The organism is Paraglaciecola polaris LMG 21857, from assembly GCF_000315055.1.
GTDB classification, from domain to species: Bacteria; Pseudomonadota; Gammaproteobacteria; order Enterobacterales; family Alteromonadaceae; genus Paraglaciecola; species Paraglaciecola polaris.
The window spans coordinates 67,635-86,511 of sequence record NZ_BAER01000033.1; the positions used below are offsets into that span (position 1 = coordinate 67,635).

Sequence of the window (18,877 nt, forward strand, 5' to 3'; positions counted from 1 at the left end):
GGCATTTTGTTAATCATTCAATTCAGTTCGCCAAAATAGGTGAAGCAAATCTAATGGGTAGCTCTTCACTATTATCATAACTAACGAATTCCCAACACGCTTGATTCTGTAACAAGGCATTGAGTAACTTATTGTTTAGGCCATGGCCGGTCTTATATGCCACTAACTCACCAATAATACTGTGACCGCCTAAGTACAAGTCACCGATGGCATCCAAAATTTTGTGCTTGAGGAATTCATCACTGTAACGCAACCCTTCAGGGTTAAGCACACGATATTCGTCTAACGCAACGGCGTTAGCCATGCTGCCACCTAACGCTAAGTTATTGGCATTCATATACTCTAAATCTTTGAGGAAACCAAACGTCCGCGCACGACTGACTTCATCAACATAAGAAGATGAATCAAAATCCAATACCATGTGCTGGCGAGTTTGACTGATCGCAGGGTGATCGAAATCGATGCGAAAATCGACTCTAAAACCATCATGTGGTCTCAACTCAGCCCATTTGTCACCGTCTGATACCTTGATCGACTTTTTGATCTTAATAAATTGCTTAGGCGCGTTTAGCTCTTCAATACCAACAGATTGCAATAAGAAGATGAACGGGCTAGCGCTACCGTCCATGATCGGCAATTCGTCACTATCGACCTCAACAATAATATTGTCGATCCCTAAGCCAGCTAAAGCTGAAGCCAAGTGCTCAACGGTGGAAATAGACACACCGTCAGCGTTGGTTATACACGTACACAACATCGTGTCGCCAACAGCTTCGGCGCGAGCAGGAATGTCGGCATGAGGCTCAAGGTCAACGCGGCGAAATACAATACCTGTATTCGCCGGCGCAGGCCGGAGAGTCATAGTGACCTTGTCACCTTTGTGCAGACCAATCCCTGTCTCTTGAACAGATTGTTTAATGGTACGTTGTTTAATCATTTTATTTCTTGGCTCTAGTTAACCTAATAAAAAAGCGGCACGTATTATATAAATTAATGCGTCTATTGTCAAAATAGTGTCATATTCACCTTTTCAATCGTCGCAAACAGCAAATTTTGCTGCACAACATTAAGTGCTAAGACAATACATAAACCTATAAATTCAATGACCGGTTTTTAATCAGCTTGCTTGCGTAAAAACGCAGGAATATCTAAATATTCAAGATCATTGCCTGAGTCAGAGCGCTCTTCACTTGCGATAGAGCGGCTGCTTTCAGTGGTGACACTGGTTTGCATATTGTCGGTACCGTTAGCTTGAACACGCACTTCTTGTTGTTCACTGGCTACACGAGCTGAACTGCGATTCGATACTAAAGAAATATCAGGTTTACGCTCGGCGCCAATACCTGTGGCAACAACGGTCACGCGTAGTTCGTCAGTCATATCCATATCGATTACCGTACCCACAACGACCGTGGCATTTTCAGACGCAAACGCTTTAACCGCATTACCCACAATTTCAAACTCATCAATAGAGAAATCAGGACCAGCAGTAATATTGACCAAAATACCTCGTGCGCCAGACAAGTCGATGTCTTCTAATAACGGACATGCAATTGCACCTTCTGATGCTTCCTCAGCACGATCTTCACCTGATGCAGTGCCGTGTCCCATCATCGCGGTACCCATTTCTGACATAACGGTTCTTACATCGGCGAAATCCACGTTAATAAGCCCAGGGCGCGTAATCAGCTCAGCAATACCTTGTACTGCACCACTCAAGATGTCGTTAGCGGCACTAAAAGCTTGAAGCAAGGGCGTGCCTTTGCCCATTACTTTCAATAACTTTTCATTAGGAATGGTAATGAGTGAATCAACATATTTTGATAATTCTTCAATACCTTGCTCGGCAAAGTCGGTACGCTTACGTCCTTCAAAAGGGAAGGGTTTCGTCACAACGGCGACGGTTAAAATACCCAACTCTTTGGCTATTTTAGCCACTTCAGGAGCAGCACCAGTACCTGTGCCACCACCCATACCCGCTGTGATAAACACCATATCTGCGCCTTCAAGAGCCTGGCGAATGGTTTCGCGGTCTTCTTCTGCAGCCTGACGACCCACATTCGGGTTAGCCCCCGCACCTAAGCCTTTGGTTACACCTGAACCAATTTGCAACGTTACGTTAGCAGCAGAGCTACGCAATACTTGTGCATCAGTGTTGATCGCGATGAATTCAACGCCCTCAATGCACTGTGCAACCATGTGTTCGATAGCGTTGCCGCCACCACCACCGACACCAATAACTTTAATGACGGCTTCTTCACTGTGACTATCCATTAATTCAAACATATTTACTCTCCGGTTTTTGCGCTAAGACATGCCAGCAAAATAGCTAGCGGCCTATAGTTTTTTAAAGTTAATTTAACAGCAGGTTTAAAACTCACCCTTAAACCAACTTTGAATTCGTTCCCAAACGCCTTCCGACGTTTTGCTTTTAGCTGCGGTTTTAGCCGCAACGTGTTCTTTTCCGTATTGCAATAACCCTATCGCCGTTGCGAAGGTCGGGTCTTCAACGTATTCCGACAAACCTTTAATGAATAAAGGTTCACCAACACGCACAGGCATCTGAAAAATTTCCTCGGCGAACTCAACCGCCCCTTCCATTTTGGCCGTACCACCTGTTAACACGATACCCGCAGCAATTTGCTCTTCAAAACCACTGTTGCGTATTTCTTTTTGTACCAATTCGAACAACTCTTGATATCTTGGTTCAATGACTTCCGCCAAAGTGTGACGAGACATCGCTCTAGATGGTCTGCCACCCACACTGTGCACTTCGATGTTTTCTTCCATGCTAACCATGTCTTTTAAGGCGCAGGCATAGTTGATCTTAATATCTTCTGCGTGACTGATTGGCGTACGAAATATCTTGGCAATGTCGCTAGTAATTTGATTCCCAGCAGCCGGTACCACTGCGGTATGACGAATTGCCCCATCTGTGTAGATAACAATATCAATGGTGCCGCCGCCTATATCGACTACGCACACACCAAGCTCTTTTTCGTCATCGGTTAATACCGCATAACTAGATGCTAAGGATGAGAAGATCAACTGGTCGGTGGTTAAGTCACAACGCTCCACACACTTGACCAAATTTTTAGCCATATCATCAGCACAGGTAATAATATGTGCCTGTGCTTCCATGCGCACCCCAGACATACCTATGGGGTTTTTTATACCTTCTTGCACATCAATGGTAAATTCTTGAGGTAGCACGTGCAGTAACCTACGCTCAGCCGCAATAGGTACTGAGCGGGCAGCATGGATCACGTTATCAACGTCTTCTTGGGTCACTTCTTTGTTATTGATAGGTACCATGCCACTTTCGTTCTGGCATTGAACATGACGCCCGGAAATTGACATGAACACCGAGGATACACGGCAGTCGGCCATCAACTCCATTTCACTCATTGCACGCTGAACTGACTGAACAACCATATTCAGATCATTTACACCGCCTTTGTCCATCCCTTTCGATGGGTGACTTCCGACACCAATAACGCTGATCCCACCATCGTCGAGTAACTCGCCGACTACGGCTTTTACCATGCTGGTACCAATGTCTAAGCCTACAATTAGCTTTCTATCTGTAATTTTAGACATATTGTGCTGCTCTCACTTTCATTAGCTCTCTTGTGAAGGTTGCTCAGGGGATTTCCATCCCACTGCCAAACCTGTGTCATAGCGTAAATCAACATAATCTACGGCTTTATCATTCTTTTTAAGCAACGGATACAAATCGATAAAACGCTGTAACCGGTCAATATATTCAGTTCGCCCCAAATTAAGGCTGATGCCATTTAGCAGTTTTACATGCCATGCAAAACGTTCGCTTAAAAACAGTTCGTCAATGCCCATTCCTGCACTAGCGAGCAACGATTGCATTGTATTGTACCCATCAAGCGCAGTGTGCTCACTGCCTCCAGGACCAAATAAATCAGGTAAATCCGGGGCTGCTTTTCCTTTGCCTACAGCACCTTCAAACGCATCACCATACTGATTTAAAATCAAATCGTCGTTCCAACGGGCCGCCGGCGTTTGCTCTAATACATAAATTTTCAAGCTGTTCGGCCAACGCTTACGAATTGATGCCCGATAAACCCACGGCAAACGCTCAATATCTTGATGCGCCTGCTCCACATCCAGTTCAAAAAAACTGCCGGGCTGGGTACGGCGGATCAAACTTTCTATCTGTTTTTGATCAACAAAACGCAAATCTCCTGATAAAGCGATATCACGAACAGGTGATTTTTGCTCATCTTCGGCCCATTGTTTAATTGCCCATGCACCGTAAACAATCCCAGCTAACAACAACAATAAAAACACCATTCCGCTGATAAATCGGACATTAGGTTGCTCAGTTGAGGTGCTTGCTTTCGTGCTCATTAATATCAGTCCGCCGTCGCCAAAACCGCCAGTGACAATTCAGCAAAACTCAGGCCCGCTTGCTTCGCAGCCAAAGGCACTAAGCTCTTTTGCGTCATACCAGGTACGGTATTCGCTTCAAGTAAATAAAATTTACCCTGCATGTCCTGCATAAAATCAATTCGTCCCCAACCTGAGCCTGACACCGCATCGAATGCGTCTATGGCCAACTTAGCCAGCGTACTTTCTTGCTCTTGTGACAATCCACTGGGGCAGAAATATTCAGTACTATTCGACTGATATTTTGCCTCGTAATCGTAAAAATCTCGTGGAGTAGACATACTGATCGAAGGTAACGCCGCATTATTAAGTAGACTAACGGTATACTCTGAACCTTGAATGAATTGTTCCAACAACACTTTATCGTCATATTCAAATGCATGTTGGACCGCAGCGGCAAGTTGTTGCGCGTTTGAGACCTTGGCCATACCAATGCTCGAGCCTTCTTGTGCAGGCTTGACCATAACCAGATTACCTAAACGCGCCATTATAGCGTCGCAGGTAGTCCCATCAAAGTCCCTTTTATCAGCAATTTCATAATTGGCCGTGGGCATACCCAAACTTTGCCAAATCTGTTTGCTACGAATTTTGTCCATGCATAGTGCAGACCCCAGTACCCCAGTGCCTGTATACGGAATATTCAACTGCTGCAGTGCACCTTGCAACGAACCATCTTCCCCACCGCGTCCATGTAACATGATTAAAACCCGGCTGAATTCTTGCTCGACCAATTCGTGTAAGTTGCGCTCAGCAGGATCAAATCCGTGGGCATTAACGCCGACACTTAGCAAAGCATCAAGCACTGCTTGGCCTGAACGTAACGACACTTCACGCTCAGCTGAGCGTCCACCGAACATCACGGCGACTTTGCCGTACTGTTGTATTGTTGAACTTGTCATTGTGCTGTTTTTATTCACGCTGACCATCCTTTATGCAAAGCACTTTTATTTAGCTTCAAGGCCTGCAGTTGCTTAGCAATTTGACCTATGTTGCCGGCGCCTTGCGTCATCAATATATCTTGGTCCGTCAAATGTTCCGCGAGTAATTGTGGTAGCTCGTCTTTGTCGGCCACGTAAATAGGCTCTAATTGCCCACGTTGACGAATCGAGCGGCAAAGTGATTTACTATCTGCGCCGTCTATTTTTTCTTCGCCCGCCGAATACACGTCTAATAACAACAACACATCAACTTGAGATAAGACCCGAACAAAATCTTCGTATAGATCACGTGTGCGGGAATAACGATGGGGTTGATAAGCCATCACTAAACGTCTTTCTGGCCAGTTATTACGTGCAACCGCAATGGTAGCCTCTACTTCAGTAGGATGATGACCATAATCATCCACCAGCAACACATCACCGTCACCCGTTGCAAATTCGCCTAGCATTTCAAAGCGGCGGCCAATACCAGAGAAGCTCGCTAGTGCATCTTTAATCGCACTGTCGGCAATACCTTCATCTGTAGCAACCGCAATCGCCGCAAGGGAATTAAGCACGTTGTGCTTACCGGGCACATTAACTACAACCTGGATGTCATTATGACCATCGCGTATTAGGGTGAACTCACTCTGATTAAAGGTATGGTTAACGTTTATCGCCCGAACATCTGCAGCTTCGCTGTATCCATACGTTAGGTACTTACGCTTGATGCGCGGGATTAATTTTTCGATAACTGGATCATCAATACACAGCACAGCTAATCCGTAAAAAGGCAGATTATGCAAAAAATCGATGTAGGTATCTTGCATCTTCTGGAAGTCACCTTGATAGGTTTCCATGTGATCCGGTTCAATGTTAGTGACAACTGACACCATAGGCTGTAAGTGCACAAAAGACGCATCACTCTCATCTGCTTCAGCAATCAAATACTGACTAGAGCCTAATCGTGCATTGGTACCCGCACTATTTAACAAACCACCAATGACAAAGGTAGGGTCTAATTCAGCTTGAGCGAAGATAGTCGCAATCAAGCTAGTGGTGGTTGTTTTACCATGCGTCCCAGCAATGGCAATGCCATGCCTGAAACGCATTAACTCGGCAAGCATCTCTGCCCGGCGAATAACCGGAACGCGTTTTTCATTTGCCGCATTGACTTCAGGGTTAGTTGGGTCAATGGCACTTGATACCACCACTACGTTCGCTTTATCCACATTACTGGCTTGATGGCCGAAGAAAATAGTAGCCCCAAGACCAGCTAAACGATCAGTCATACCATTGGCTTGACGATCTGAGCCTGAAACTTGATAGCCTTCATTTAATAATACTTCTGCAATGCCCCCCATACCGGCACCGCCAATTCCCACAAAGTGAATATTCTTTATGCGGCGCATCTCTGGGACATGGTAATGAATTTTATCGGGTGCGATCATTGCGCTTTCTCCACTAACAACTGGCAGCAATGAGTGACTCGTTGTACTGCGTCTAATTTGGCTAAAGTATGCGCCTTACAGCCCATATCAATTAGCATGTTTGGTTGTGCAAGGCAGGTATCTAACAAAGTTGATAATCCCCCCTGAACTAACTCGTTTTGTGCCAACAAGTAAGCGGCACCTTTTTCGACTAAAGCTTGGGCATTTTTAGTCTGATGGTCGTCGACTGCGTGGGGTAAGGGTACAAAAATAGCTGCCACGCCTGTCGCCGCCACTTCCGCTACTGTCAAGGCTCCAGCACGACAAACAACCAAGTCAGCCCATTGGTAGGCTTGTAGCATATCGTCAACAAACTCATCGACCTGCCAATTGCCGCGATCGCCGAGCTCGCTCTGGTACAAAGCCCGTACATCCGCTAAATGCCCCTTGCCACATTGATGACGTACAGCAAAATCATTTTGTTTAGCCAGTGCTAAAGGCACATGCTCGTTCAGTGCTTTAGCGCCTAAGCTGCCACCGAGAATTAATATATTCAGTGCGCGTTTAGGTGCAGCACACTCAAGTGGGTCGCGCGCCACATTGCGGACAATATCTGCGAATCCAGCGCGTACGGGATTACCAACCCACTGATACTTAGCTTGTGGATCGTATGCGACGTTTTCCGATAGCCCAGCGGTATTCTGGGCGTTAAACGTACAATCGAATCCGGTCAACACGTGAGTGGCAATACGCGCTAACAGTTTATTGGTCATACCTGGAACAGCGTTTTGTTCATGTAACACTAAGGGCTTACCCATTAACCAAGCGGCGACGCCTCCGGGCCCACTAGCAAAGCCACCCATACCAAGAACCACATCAGGCTTCACCTGCTTAATCACACTTCTCGCCTGCATCACAGCTTTGACAATTTTAAAGGGGGCAGCCAATAGGCGCATGACACCATTGCCTCGCACACCCGCAATATCAATGAAGCTGATATCATAACCGGCTTTAGGAACAAGCTGTGCTTCCATACGCTGAGACGTGCCTAACCAATGAATATGCCAGTCTTGTTCTTTAAGCGCATGAGCAACTGCCAAGCCAGGGAAAACATGTCCGCCAGTGCCACCCGCCATAACAAGTAAGGTATTAGACATGGGCGTCACCCCGCACGTTTGATGCCGCTTCTCGATTTTCATTAATATCATTACCGTCTTCAGCGCCATCAACGACGGCATAAGCCACATCATCTAATACGCTGGAGACTTTCTTTTTCCCAGCACTACCTGCGGATTTAGCCTGAGTTTTTGACTTACTGCTTCTACTCGCTTTGCTGCTTTTATCGATAGCTTGAATGCCTTCAACGCGCATTTCAAAGTCAATTCGCACTAACAAACCGACCGCGGCAGCCATAATGATTAAACTCGAACCCCCATAACTTAATAGCGGGAACGTTAAACCTTTGGTGGGTAAAATACCGGCACTGGCGCCTACGTTAACGGCGGTCTGAAAGCTAAACCAAATACCGATGGAGTAAGCTAAATACGCATCAAACGGACGATCGTGTTGTAACGCCTTACTGCCCATTTTCATCGCTTTAAGCACGATACATAACATAAGCACTAACACAGTAGCCACGCCCGCAAAACCGAGTTCCTCGGCTAAAATGGCCATAATAAAGTCAGTGTGGGCTTCAGGTAAATATTCTAATTTTTGTAGGCTGTTACCTAGTCCTTGACCAAATACATTGCCCCGACCATAGGCCATTAAAGATTGCGTCAACTGATAACCGCTACCAAAAGGGTCTGCCCACGGATCAAGAAATGAGGTGATCCGCTTCATGCGGTATTCTTCAAACATAATCAAAAACGTCACCGCCAAACCACCGGTAAACGCCAATCCAAAAAACTGCCATAACTTAGCGCCGGCCAAGAACAGTAAACCAATGGTGGTACACAACATCACCACCACAGTGCCCAAATCAGGTTGCATTAACAACAGGACGGCAAACGCAAAAAACACCACTAACGGCTTTAAAAAGCCTTTGATATTTTCAGTTACTTCTTCATAGCGTCTCACTAGATAACCGGCCAAATAACAGAAGAAAAATAGCTTAGCTGGCTCAGCAGCCTGGATAGTAATGGGGCCAATTGCTAACCAGCGTGTGCTGCCGTTTACACTGCGCCCGACGACCAGTACCGCAATTAATAGGCCAAGTCCGAGTAAAAGCAACCAAGCGTTACTCATACGCCACCACTGCATGGGAATTTGCATCACAGTGAGAGACGCGCCAATCGCCAAGACAATATAAATGCCGTGGCGAATAGCAAAATAAAACGGATTATCAAACAAACGAGCAGCCACGGGCATTGACGCTGACGTGACGATAATCAAGCCAATCGATAGCAATGACAGTGCTAATAATATCAAGCTAACGTCGTAAGGACGCACTTTTGCAGGAACGCCATCATGACGCTGAGCAAACAAAGCGCGTAGCGGAGTTGAGAAGGTCGAAACGTTCATTATTGCCCCCCCTTCGTCAATGGGAGTCCATTGACGGCTGCCACAAACATATCGCCGCGTTGCTGATAATTTTTAAACATATCTAAACTGGCGCACGCCGGTGACAACATAACCGTCGCATTTTTATCAGCCAGCTTAGCAGCCAATTTTACTGCATCGTTTAAGGTTAAAACCTGATGACTGCCTACTTTTAATGCCGCTAATTTAGGGCCATCTTTGCCCAGCGTAATCAACTCGCTTACTTGCTGAGTGAAACGGTCTGTCAAAGGAGAAAAGTCCGCTCCCTTGCCATCGCCACCGGCAATAAGAATTAGCTTGCCTTTGCAAGAAGACGCTAAGCCGTCAATAGCTGCAATCGTGGCGCCCACGTTTGTTGCCTTTGAGTCATTGATCCAGCGAACGTTATTCGCCAGCGATACGGTTTGGCAACGATGAGGTAAACCAGCAAACGTCTTCGCCGTACCTTTAATTGCATCAAGAGGGATCCCAGCGAGCATTGTCATGGCCGTAGCAGCTTGAATGTTAAGCATATTATGCTCACCAACCAAGATGCACTCTTGACTGTTTAAGAACTCTTTTCCGTTTAATAAAATGCTGGCGCTTTGTTTATCCCAACTTAAACCGCGCTCACTGCTGCTTAAACCAAACATCACATCAGGATTAATCGTCATCGGCCAAGTCGATGCATCATCACGGTTACAGACACTAAACCGCGCATCACGAAAAACGCGCAATTTAGCACGTTGATAACTCAACATATCCCCATGACGATCCAGATGGTCGTCGCTTAAGTTCAACATACAGGCCACGTGTGGCCGTAATGTATGAGTGGTATCCAGTTGAAAGCTAGACAGCTCCAATACGATGATGTCGCTTTCTTTATCTAATAACTCAAGAGCAGGAATGCCAATATTGCCCCCAAGTAAAGCTTTTTTGCCTGCAGCTAAACACATCTCATATGCCAACGTTGCCACAGTCGACTTACCGTTTGAACCGGTTACAGCCAACACGGGTTTGCTATTAAACATGGCAAACAATTCGATATCGCCAATCACTTGCACACCCGCATCAATGGCGGTTTGTATCGCAGGGGTTTGCAAACTCAGTCCAGGACTGACAACCAACATATCTGCTGCACTTAGGCGTTTACTATCCAGCTCGCCTAAAAATACTGGTATATCAAGGGTCACACTCAGTTCGGCACGGGTATCCATAGCGCTAACATTTGCACCTTTGGCTAATAAAAACGTCACGCAGGACAAACCGGTCAAACCGAGTCCAACGACTATGATGTTTTTATTTGCTAATGGAGTAGATGCCATTTATGCCACAGTCCCTTAACGCAATTTCAAGGTGGCTAAGCCAACCAAGACTAAAATGAGTGAAATAATCCAAAAGCGCACGATAACTCGCGGCTCTGGCCAACCTTTTAATTCATAGTGATGATGAATCGGCGCCATCCGGAAAATCCGCTGACCGCGTAATTTAAATGAGCCAACCTGTAAAATGACCGACAAGGTTTCAGCGACAAACACCCCCCCCATGATCACCAGCACAATCTCTTGTCGCACCAACACGGCAATAATGCCTAAGGTGCCGCCGAGGGCGAGTGAGCCTACGTCGCCCATAAACACCATAGCTGGATACGTGTTGAACCATAAAAAACCGAGGCCAGCGCCAACAATGGCGGTACACACGATGACCAACTCGCTCGTAAGAGGTAAATAGGGAATATTCAAATAGGCTGAAAAATTGACATTGCCCGTGGTATAGGCAAAAATCGCGAAGGCGCCTGCCACTAATACTGTCGGTACTATTGCCAGACCGTCTAGGCCATCTGTTAGGTTCACCGCATTGCTGGTACCGACCAGCACAAAATAGGTGGTCACGATAAAGAACAACCCCATCTGCGGCATCACGTCTTTAAAAAATGGCACTAATAAAGCGGTTTCAGCTGGGTTTTGCTGACTAGCGTATAAGTAGAGGGCCACTGCAATGGCGATCGCTGATTGCCAAAAGTACTTCCAGCGGGCTATCAAACCTTTAGGATCTTTACGTACCACCTTACGGTAGTCGTCAACAAAGCCAATAATGCCGTAGCCTATAACCACGGCTAACGTTACCCAAACGTAACGATTAGACAGGTCTGCCCATAACAAAACGCTTACGACTATAGCCGCTAAAATCAATAAGCCCCCCATGGTCGGTGTACCCGATTTGGCTAAATGGGACTGCGGACCATCGTCGCGCACAGTCTGGCCAATCTGCATCGTTTGCAACCAGCGGATCATGCGTGGACCAATCAAAACTGCGATCAACAATGCCGTTAACGTGCTCAAAATCGCGCGCAACGTCAGATAGGAAAAAACCCGAAAGCTGGGCTCATATTGTTGAAGCCAATCGGCTAATAACATCAACATGCCATTAGCTCCCTAAACCGTTCAAACTTTCCCACGGGGGATGCCTCCAACGCCTCAACCACTAACTCCATACGTGCACTACGAGAGCCTTTCACTAAAATACTGATATCGCGTTTCTCCGCTGCTAAGTCATCGGCTAGAGCCGCTACTAACGCGTCTTTATCACTAAAGTGATGGCCACTCTTTTGGTACACATCACTGGCGCTTTGGCTTAACACGCCCAAGCTATAAATATCATCAATACCTTTGTCTTTGGCGTACACACCCACCTGCTGATGATAGAAACGCGCTCGTTCACCTAATTCAGCCATATCCCCCAATACGAGGACTTTACGGCCGGCAAAACTCGCCAATAAATCAATGGCGGCGTTGACTGACGCTACGTTGGCATTGTAGGTATCATCTAAAATCTTAACCTGACCACTCACCTGTTTTACCTGCAGGCGGCCGCTAACTTGGGCCATGTATTGCAAGCCATCTTTCACATCTTGCAAATTGGCACCCACCTCTATGGCTAACGCCGCTGAAACCAGAGCATTACTGACGTTATGTATACCCGGTAATGGTAATGAAACGGATACTTTACCAATAGGTGTGGCCATCAAAAAATCAGCACAACCATCCAATCCCATAACAACATCTTGGGCATAGAAGTCAGCTTCGCTGTGTGTCGAAAATCGCTGATTGCGCAGATGTTCATACTTCCCATGCCAAAAAGCATAAAATTGACTGTCTGCGTTGAAGATTGCTAGGCCGTCTTTACCCAACCCTTTGAATATTTCACTTTTTGCTCGAGCCACACCTAGTAAACTACCAAAGCCTTCTAAGTGAGCTGCAGCAGCATTGGTTATGGTTGCGACGTCGGGCTGAACTAATTCAGTGGTATAAGCAATTTCACCTAAATGATTAGCGCCAAGTTCCACCACGGCAAATTCGTGATCGCTCTCAAGGCGTAATAGGGTCAACGGCACACCTATATCGTTATTAAAGTTACCCTTTGTGGCTAGCACCTTACCCCTGCGCGCTAAAATTGCGGCAACCATTTCTTTTACGGTTGTTTTACCGCTACTGCCGGTAATCGCCACGGTCTTAGGGGCAACTTCAGCTTTAATTGCTTTGCCAAGTAGGCCCAAGGCAACTTTGCTATCTTGCACCACAATTTGCGCCAAAGTCGTGTCCACTTTACGATTAACGATTACCGCTATCGCGCCACTTGCTTGCGCTTGAGTGATGAACTGATGACCGTCAAAATTCGGGCCGTGTAATGCGATGAATAAGTCATTAGAGCTAATTTGGCGCGTATCAGTACTGACACCTTGGATAATTGCGTTTTCAGCGATACTGTTATCATTGCAAATCAGCTCGCCTTTTACTTGCTGCGCAATCCATGCCAGTGATACCGGGATCATGCTGTCTTCCTCTCGAACATTTGTTGAACGTATTGTCTTTCGTCATAGGCAAAAGTTTGCTTGCCTATAATTTGATAATCTTCGTGACCTTTACCGGCCACTAAAATGATGTCTTTGCTCGTTGCCATCAAGATGGCTTGCTGAATAGCATCTTTGCGGTCCAGAATCACCTTGATTTGTTGCGGATGAATACAACCAGCCAAAATATCTTGGGCTATCGCAGCGGGATCCTCTGAGCGGCTATTGTCATTGGTAATAATCACGCTATCAGCAAAGGTTTCTGCCACTTCACCCATCAGTGATCGCTTACCTTTATCCCTATCGCCGCCGCAGCCAAATATGACCAGCAAACGACCTTCACTATGGTGACGTAAAGCTAACAATGCTTGCTTGAGGGCATCAGGGGTGTGGGCATAGTCAACCACAACAGTTGGAGAGTTCTCTGCACTAAAGCGTTCCATACGCCCAGCCACAGGCACAAGTTTATGAGCGACCTTGGCAATATCTGTCAATGACTCGCCTAAGCACAACTGGCTCGTTATCGCCGCCAATGCATTAAAAATATTGAAACGTCCTAACAACGCCAGTTCAATGTCACATTTTCCCCAAGAACTCACCAGCGTAAAACGACAACCTTGATTGGAATAATCAAGGTTTTGGGCAAGGCAGTACTGAGCTGTTCTTGGCACGATCAAGCTTTGGTCATCAATCCCATAAACAACAGGCAACACTCCAGGCACGAGGTGTGCAAGCCAATGTTTACTCTCGTTCTCATTGCCATTTACAACGGCAAATTTTAGTCCAGGCTGATTTAAAATTTCACGCTTTGCTTGAGCATACGCTTGCATAGTGCCGTGGTAATCTAAATGGTCACGCGTCAAATTTGTCAACACGGCCACATCCATTTTTAACGCCGCTACTCGCTGCTGAATAAGGGCATGGGATGAGACCTCAAGCGCAACCTGCTTAACACCACAGTCGACAAACTGTGCTATCAATTTATGCATGGTTATCGCGTCAGGCGTAGTATTCACCGTTTCACCAAATGACGAACATTCACCCGCTTGGTCTATTATTCCCGACCCGAGCGTGCCGATAGAGGCTGATGTCTTCTGCATTAAGGCCGACAATTGACTCGCGAGCTGTACCGTAGAGGTTTTACCATTGGTTCCCGTCACACCAATCACTTGTAATTGAGTGGCAGGCTGACCGTAAAATGCCGCAGCTAAAGCAGACAAATGCTCAGTCAGTGCGTAAAAATGCACAATCAAAGACTGCTCACGCATACTCGTTTGGCCGTGTTCTGCTTGGGAGTCACATTCGGCGATAATCACTTTTGCGCCCAAGCTAATTGCTTGAGGGATAAAATCTCGTCCATCACGCACGTGGCCTTTAAGGGCGATAAAAGCACTGTGGATAGCCACATAACGACTATCGAGTACCAGCGACTCAATGGAAATATCTGCGCTAATAATACCAAATTGGGCCAAAAGCGGTTTGATGCTCTGAGCCTTAAGGTCTTTGTTGTGCGTGTTATCCGGCATTAGGTGTCCTCGTAATCGAGGCTAATGAAGAAACCGTTTTATCGTCGGGTGGTACATTTAACATTTGCAGGCTGTTTGACATAATCTTTGAAAATACTGGCGCAGCCGTATCACCCGCATAATATACATCGCCACGGGGTTCGTTAATCAAAACCACGACGGCTAATTGCGGATCAGATACAGGCGCCACGCCAGCAAAAATACTCACGTATTCTTCGCCGTAGCCACCCGCCACTGCTTTACGACTCGTGCCGGTTTTACCCGCCACACGATAACCAGGTACCCGGGCTTTGGTGCCTGAGCCGCCTTTGTTGACCACGCTCTCCATCATGCTCAGCACTTCTTGGGCAATATGTTTGCTCAGCACCCGCTCTTCTGGGACTTTTTGATCGCTCTTGATCATGCTAAGTGGACGCTTTATCCCTCCGCTCCCCAAAATGCTGTACATTCTGGCGATCTGGGCGGTGGTAACAGATAAGCCGTAACCGAAAGACAAAGTCGATAATTCAAACTCAGACCAACGACTACGCTCATGAAATATGCCGCTGCTTTCGCCGATCAAATTAGAACCTGTGTCACTCATTAATCCCATGTTGTAATACTGGTCAATTAAGAATTGCTTAGGTACCGATAGCGCCAGCTTAGATGTGCCCATATTACTGGACTTACGAATGATGCCCGTTAAGTCTAATTTGCCGTAATTACGTGAATCTCGAACCATACTGCCACCGACACGCATCCAACCGGGTGACGTATCAATAACGGTATCCATCTCCACGGAACCAAATTCGAGGGCACTGAGCACAGCAATAGGTTTAATCGAGGAACCAGGTTCGAATGCATCGGTAATAGCCCTATTACGTATTCTGTGTCCTGAAACGCCACTGCGATTGTTTGGGTTATAAGACGGGTTGTTAACCATGGCCAATATCTCCCCCGTCTGCACATCCACAACCACGGCTGAAGCAGATGTGGCTTTGTAATATTGCACGGCTTTTTTCAGTTCTTTATAAGCAAAAGCCTGAATACGCTGGTCGATGGTCAATTGGATATCTTTAGGCTCTTCACCCGCTTTTTGTTCTAAAATTTCCACTTGACGGCCTTTGCCATCTCGACGAATTTTACGACTGCCAGGTGTGCCCTTAAGCCAAGCATTATATAGCTTTTCAATGCCTTCAATGCCTTGGTCGTCCACATTGGTGAAACCGATCAGTTGAGCTGAAACTTCACCCGTTGGGTAATAACGACGAGACTCATCACGTAAATACACCCCATTAATTGACAATTGGTCCACATAATCAGCCATTGCGGGCGACACTTGACGTTGAATATACACAAAGCGTTTTTTAGGATTTTTTACCCGAGAAATCAGTTTTTCGTAATCTTGCCCCAGTACATCAGCGAGTGCCTGCCAGCGGCGTTTGTCATTCAGGGAGCCATTTTCAACTATGGTTTTTGGATCAGCCCAAATAGCTCTAACCGGCACACTGACAGCCAACTTCTGCCCGTTACGATCCGTGATCAGTCCCCTATGCACCGGCATGTTTTGGGTACGTAACGTACGGTTATCGCCTTGCTGAATAAGCAAATCTGGGTCGATAACTTGAATGTAAACTGCTCTGGCAGACAAACCAACAAACACCAACATAATGACGCATACCACGAGCAAATAACGCCAATGCAGAGCAGTAGGCGCAACGTTTTGCTTCGCTTGATTATTGCGTTGTTTATTGGTGTTTATGCGGCTCATTTGATCCTCACCACCACTTCTTCTTCTGCTTGTGGTCGGCGCATGCCCAATTGCTTAGAAACTAAATTTTCAATACGATTGTGTTCGGTTAAAGCGCTTTGCTCCAGGATCAGATTTCGCCACTCAACATCGAGCAGATCTTTTTTCTGCATCAAGCGCTCAAGTGCGATAGAGGCTTGGCGATTATGGTGCGAACCTAAAATCACCGCTCCTGCACTGACTAACAGTGACAAAAACAACAAAACCCGCACAGGGTGGCGGGCTAGGTCGGCAAGCAAAAAACCGACGAGTTTAAAGTTAGTTTCTTGGGCACTCATAGCTTTTCAGCGACCCTAAGCACGGAGCTACGGGCACGCACGTTACGCGCTAATTCCTCACTAGAAGGTTTGGTGGCTTTACCAATAGCCTTCATCGCTTTATGTGAGTCGATTTCCGCTTGCATAATCGGGAAGCCATGGGGCACTTGCAAACCGCGGCTTTGCTCACGAATAAAGCGCTTCACCAGTCGGTCTTCCAATGAATGGAAACTGATCACTGACAAACGACCACCTGAATTCAAACTGTTTAATGCAGCTTTCAATCCCGTGCGAATTTCATCTAATTCACTGTTAATGTAAATTCGGATCCCCTGAAAACTACGGGTTGCCGGATGCTTAAATTTATCTTTTACCGGCACGGCTAAATCAATGATTTCTGCCAGCTGTGCGGTTGTGGTTATGGGAACTTCTTGACGTGCATTCACAATACCATGAGCAATACGCTTGCCGAATTTTTCTTCGCCAAACTCTTTTATCACTTGAGTGATATCTTGTTCTTCTGCATGGGCTAACCACTGGGCCGCGCTCTGCCCCTTCGTTGGGTTCATGCGCATGTCCAATGGTCCTTCGCGCATAAAACTAAAGCCACGCTCAGGCTCATCTAATTGGGGTGATGACACACCCAAGTCCATCAAAATACCGTCAATTTTACCGTGTAAATCAAGGGACATCAGTACATCTTCCATCTCGGAAAAATTGCAATGATGGATACTAAAACGCTTATCATCCGCTAATACTTTTGCTGCTTCTATTGCCGAAGGATCACGATCAAAGGCGATAACCTGCCCTTTAGCAGACAATTGTGCCAAAATTTGTTTGGTATGCCCGCCACGACCAAACGTGGCATCTAGATAAATGCCGTCAGGCTTTATTGCTAACCCCTCAATGGATTCTTGCAAAAGTACCGATAAATGTGTCGATTGAGTTGTCATTAGAGTGAGAAGTCCTGCAAGCGTTCGGTTAATTCAAAGGCTGCTTCTTGCTCAGTCGCAACATCTTGTTGTATTTGTTGTTGCCAGACACTGTGATCCCAAATTTCAAATTTGTTCAACTGGCCAACCAACATTATTTGTTTGTCTAAATGGGCGTGTTCACGCAAAGGTGCCGTTAACAAAAAACGACCACTCTTATCCATTTCGCCTTCGGTTGCATAACCCAGCAGTAAACGTTGTAATCTACGTTCATGAGGATTCATACTCGACAGGCGTGATAATTTAAGCTCGATTTCTTCCCATTCAGGCAGGGGGTAAAGCAATAAACAAGGTTGCTGGGTGTCGATGGTGCAAACCAGCTGTCCCTGACAATCATCCAGCAAAGACTGACGATACTTCGTTGGTATCGTTACCCGTCCTTTAACATCAAGATTGATTGCATTTGCGCCGCGGAACATTTCCCTAGCCTTTTATAATTTGTTGCTGAATTTGGACCATTTTTCGTCAGAAACGAGCTATATGATCCACTTTTTGCCACTTTTACCCACGATGCACAGTTTAGGTACCTCTTGTCTATCATGTCAAGGGATAAAATAGGCAATTTAACATTGCCCTAAGCCAGAGAATTCAAGGGTTAGGCTGAAGTGACTGATATCTTAAAAGAATTCCAAAATGTGGCGCATTTTGGCATCACCAAAGGCAAATAAAAGTAGCGTACTAAGCGCAAAGCTAGATAAAGCGGGGGATTTTTAACCGCACTGAGAGTGCGTGGCAACGCTTGGACGGTTAAATATGTAAATAAAATGGCTTAAATTTGAAAATAAATAATATTATAATATATATGTACATGAGAAGCTGTGTTCCCTATTAGGGATTGAATCATGAATTTGCTTATAATAGCAGACCAATCAATATCAATGAGTTAGTTATGCATAATTACGCAACCTATCCTAGCCTAGCAGGCAAAGTCATTCTAATAACCGGCGGTGCCTCAGGTATTGGTGCGGTTATGGTCGCGGCGTTTATGCGTCAAAATGCCCAAGTCCTTTTTGTTGACGTTTTAAAAGAGCAAGGTGAGGCTCTGTGCAACAAACTCGATAAAGAATTAGGTAGGGCGCCTGTATTCAAGCATTTGGACACCACAGACATAGATGCCCTGCAAACCTTTATTGCAACGATTGCCGATACTCATCAACGTCTTGATATACTAATT

Annotated in this window: 17 protein-coding genes; 1 reads left to right on the forward strand and 16 read right to left on the reverse strand. The window is 46.0% G+C overall.

Annotated elements, in window-relative coordinates; translation table 11 throughout:
• Nucleotides 1-22 precede the first annotated feature (22 nt).
• The 16 genes from lpxC to mraZ form a co-directional block, all read right to left on the reverse strand.
• Nucleotides 23-937, reverse strand: a complete 915-nt coding sequence (gene lpxC, locus GPLA_RS06300; protein WP_007104028.1) for a UDP-3-O-acyl-N-acetylglucosamine deacetylase — start codon at nucleotides 935-937, stop codon at nucleotides 23-25.
• 176 nt (nucleotides 938-1,113) lie between these two features.
• Nucleotides 1,114-2,286 carry a cell division protein FtsZ gene (ftsZ, locus tag GPLA_RS06305; protein WP_007104029.1) on the reverse strand — a complete coding sequence of 391 codons (1,173 nt, stop codon included), beginning with the start codon at nucleotides 2,284-2,286 and terminating at the stop codon, nucleotides 1,114-1,116.
• Nucleotides 2,287-2,370: 84 nt separating this feature from the next.
• Nucleotides 2,371-3,600 (reverse strand): cell division protein FtsA, encoded by a 1,230-nt coding sequence (gene ftsA, locus GPLA_RS06310; RefSeq protein WP_007104030.1) that lies wholly within the window; start codon nucleotides 3,598-3,600, stop codon nucleotides 2,371-2,373.
• Nucleotides 3,601-3,621: 21 nt separating this feature from the next.
• Nucleotides 3,622-4,383, reverse strand: a complete 762-nt coding sequence (locus GPLA_RS06315) for a cell division protein FtsQ/DivIB (RefSeq protein WP_007104031.1) — start codon at nucleotides 4,381-4,383, stop codon at nucleotides 3,622-3,624.
• Nucleotides 4,384-4,388: 5 nt separating this feature from the next.
• Nucleotides 4,389-5,348 (reverse strand): D-alanine--D-alanine ligase, encoded by a 960-nt coding sequence (locus GPLA_RS06320; RefSeq protein WP_040514025.1) that lies wholly within the window; start codon nucleotides 5,346-5,348, stop codon nucleotides 4,389-4,391.
• Nucleotides 5,336-6,790, reverse strand: coding sequence for a UDP-N-acetylmuramate--L-alanine ligase (gene murC / locus GPLA_RS06325; RefSeq protein ID WP_007104033.1), 1,455 nt, complete (start codon nucleotides 6,788-6,790; stop codon nucleotides 5,336-5,338). Before murC ends, GPLA_RS06320 begins: the two co-directional genes overlap by 13 nt.
• Nucleotides 6,787-7,935, reverse strand: coding sequence for an undecaprenyldiphospho-muramoylpentapeptide beta-N-acetylglucosaminyltransferase (murG, locus tag GPLA_RS06330; RefSeq protein ID WP_407636145.1), 1,149 nt, complete (start codon nucleotides 7,933-7,935; stop codon nucleotides 6,787-6,789). The genes murC and murG overlap by 4 nt, the downstream gene beginning before the upstream one ends.
• On the reverse strand, nucleotides 7,919-9,292 hold the full coding sequence (gene ftsW, locus GPLA_RS06335; protein WP_007104035.1) for a cell division protein FtsW: 1,374 nt from the start codon (nucleotides 9,290-9,292) through the stop codon (nucleotides 7,919-7,921). The genes murG and ftsW overlap by 17 nt, the downstream gene beginning before the upstream one ends.
• Entirely contained in the window at nucleotides 9,292-10,614 is a 1,323-nt protein-coding gene (murD, locus tag GPLA_RS06340; RefSeq protein WP_007104036.1) for a UDP-N-acetylmuramoyl-L-alanine--D-glutamate ligase, read from the reverse strand. Before murD ends, ftsW begins: the two co-directional genes overlap by 1 nt.
• A 15-nt stretch (nucleotides 10,615-10,629) precedes the next feature.
• Nucleotides 10,630-11,712, reverse strand: coding sequence for a phospho-N-acetylmuramoyl-pentapeptide-transferase (gene mraY, locus GPLA_RS06345; protein WP_007104037.1), 1,083 nt, complete (start codon nucleotides 11,710-11,712; stop codon nucleotides 10,630-10,632).
• The gene (locus GPLA_RS06350; RefSeq protein ID WP_007104038.1) at nucleotides 11,706-13,121 is read right to left on the reverse strand and encodes a UDP-N-acetylmuramoyl-tripeptide--D-alanyl-D-alanine ligase; all 1,416 of its coding nucleotides are present in this window, start codon (nucleotides 13,119-13,121) and stop codon (nucleotides 11,706-11,708) included. The genes mraY and GPLA_RS06350 overlap by 7 nt, the downstream gene beginning before the upstream one ends.
• Nucleotides 13,118-14,665, reverse strand: coding sequence for a UDP-N-acetylmuramoyl-L-alanyl-D-glutamate--2,6-diaminopimelate ligase (locus GPLA_RS06355; protein WP_007104039.1), 1,548 nt, complete (start codon nucleotides 14,663-14,665; stop codon nucleotides 13,118-13,120). Before GPLA_RS06355 ends, GPLA_RS06350 begins: the two co-directional genes overlap by 4 nt.
• Complete coding sequence (locus GPLA_RS06360) at nucleotides 14,655-16,415, reverse strand: peptidoglycan glycosyltransferase FtsI (RefSeq protein ID WP_007104040.1); 1,761 nt, start codon at nucleotides 16,413-16,415, stop codon at nucleotides 14,655-14,657. Before GPLA_RS06360 ends, GPLA_RS06355 begins: the two co-directional genes overlap by 11 nt.
• Nucleotides 16,412-16,732 (reverse strand): cell division protein FtsL, encoded by a 321-nt coding sequence (gene ftsL / locus GPLA_RS06365; protein WP_007104041.1) that lies wholly within the window; start codon nucleotides 16,730-16,732, stop codon nucleotides 16,412-16,414. Before ftsL ends, GPLA_RS06360 begins: the two co-directional genes overlap by 4 nt.
• Nucleotides 16,729-17,664 carry a 16S rRNA (cytosine(1402)-N(4))-methyltransferase RsmH gene (gene rsmH / locus GPLA_RS06370; RefSeq protein WP_007104042.1) on the reverse strand — a complete coding sequence of 312 codons (936 nt, stop codon included), beginning with the start codon at nucleotides 17,662-17,664 and terminating at the stop codon, nucleotides 16,729-16,731. The genes ftsL and rsmH overlap by 4 nt, the downstream gene beginning before the upstream one ends.
• Nucleotides 17,664-18,122 (reverse strand): division/cell wall cluster transcriptional repressor MraZ, encoded by a 459-nt coding sequence (gene mraZ / locus GPLA_RS06375; RefSeq protein WP_006994258.1) that lies wholly within the window; start codon nucleotides 18,120-18,122, stop codon nucleotides 17,664-17,666. The genes rsmH and mraZ overlap by 1 nt, the downstream gene beginning before the upstream one ends.
• A gap of 470 nt (nucleotides 18,123-18,592) precedes the next feature.
• Between mraZ and GPLA_RS06380 the strand changes: the two genes are divergently transcribed.
• Nucleotides 18,593-18,877, forward strand: a 285-nt coding sequence (locus tag GPLA_RS06380; protein ID WP_040514030.1) for an SDR family NAD(P)-dependent oxidoreductase, incomplete at its 3' end; no start/stop codon positions are given.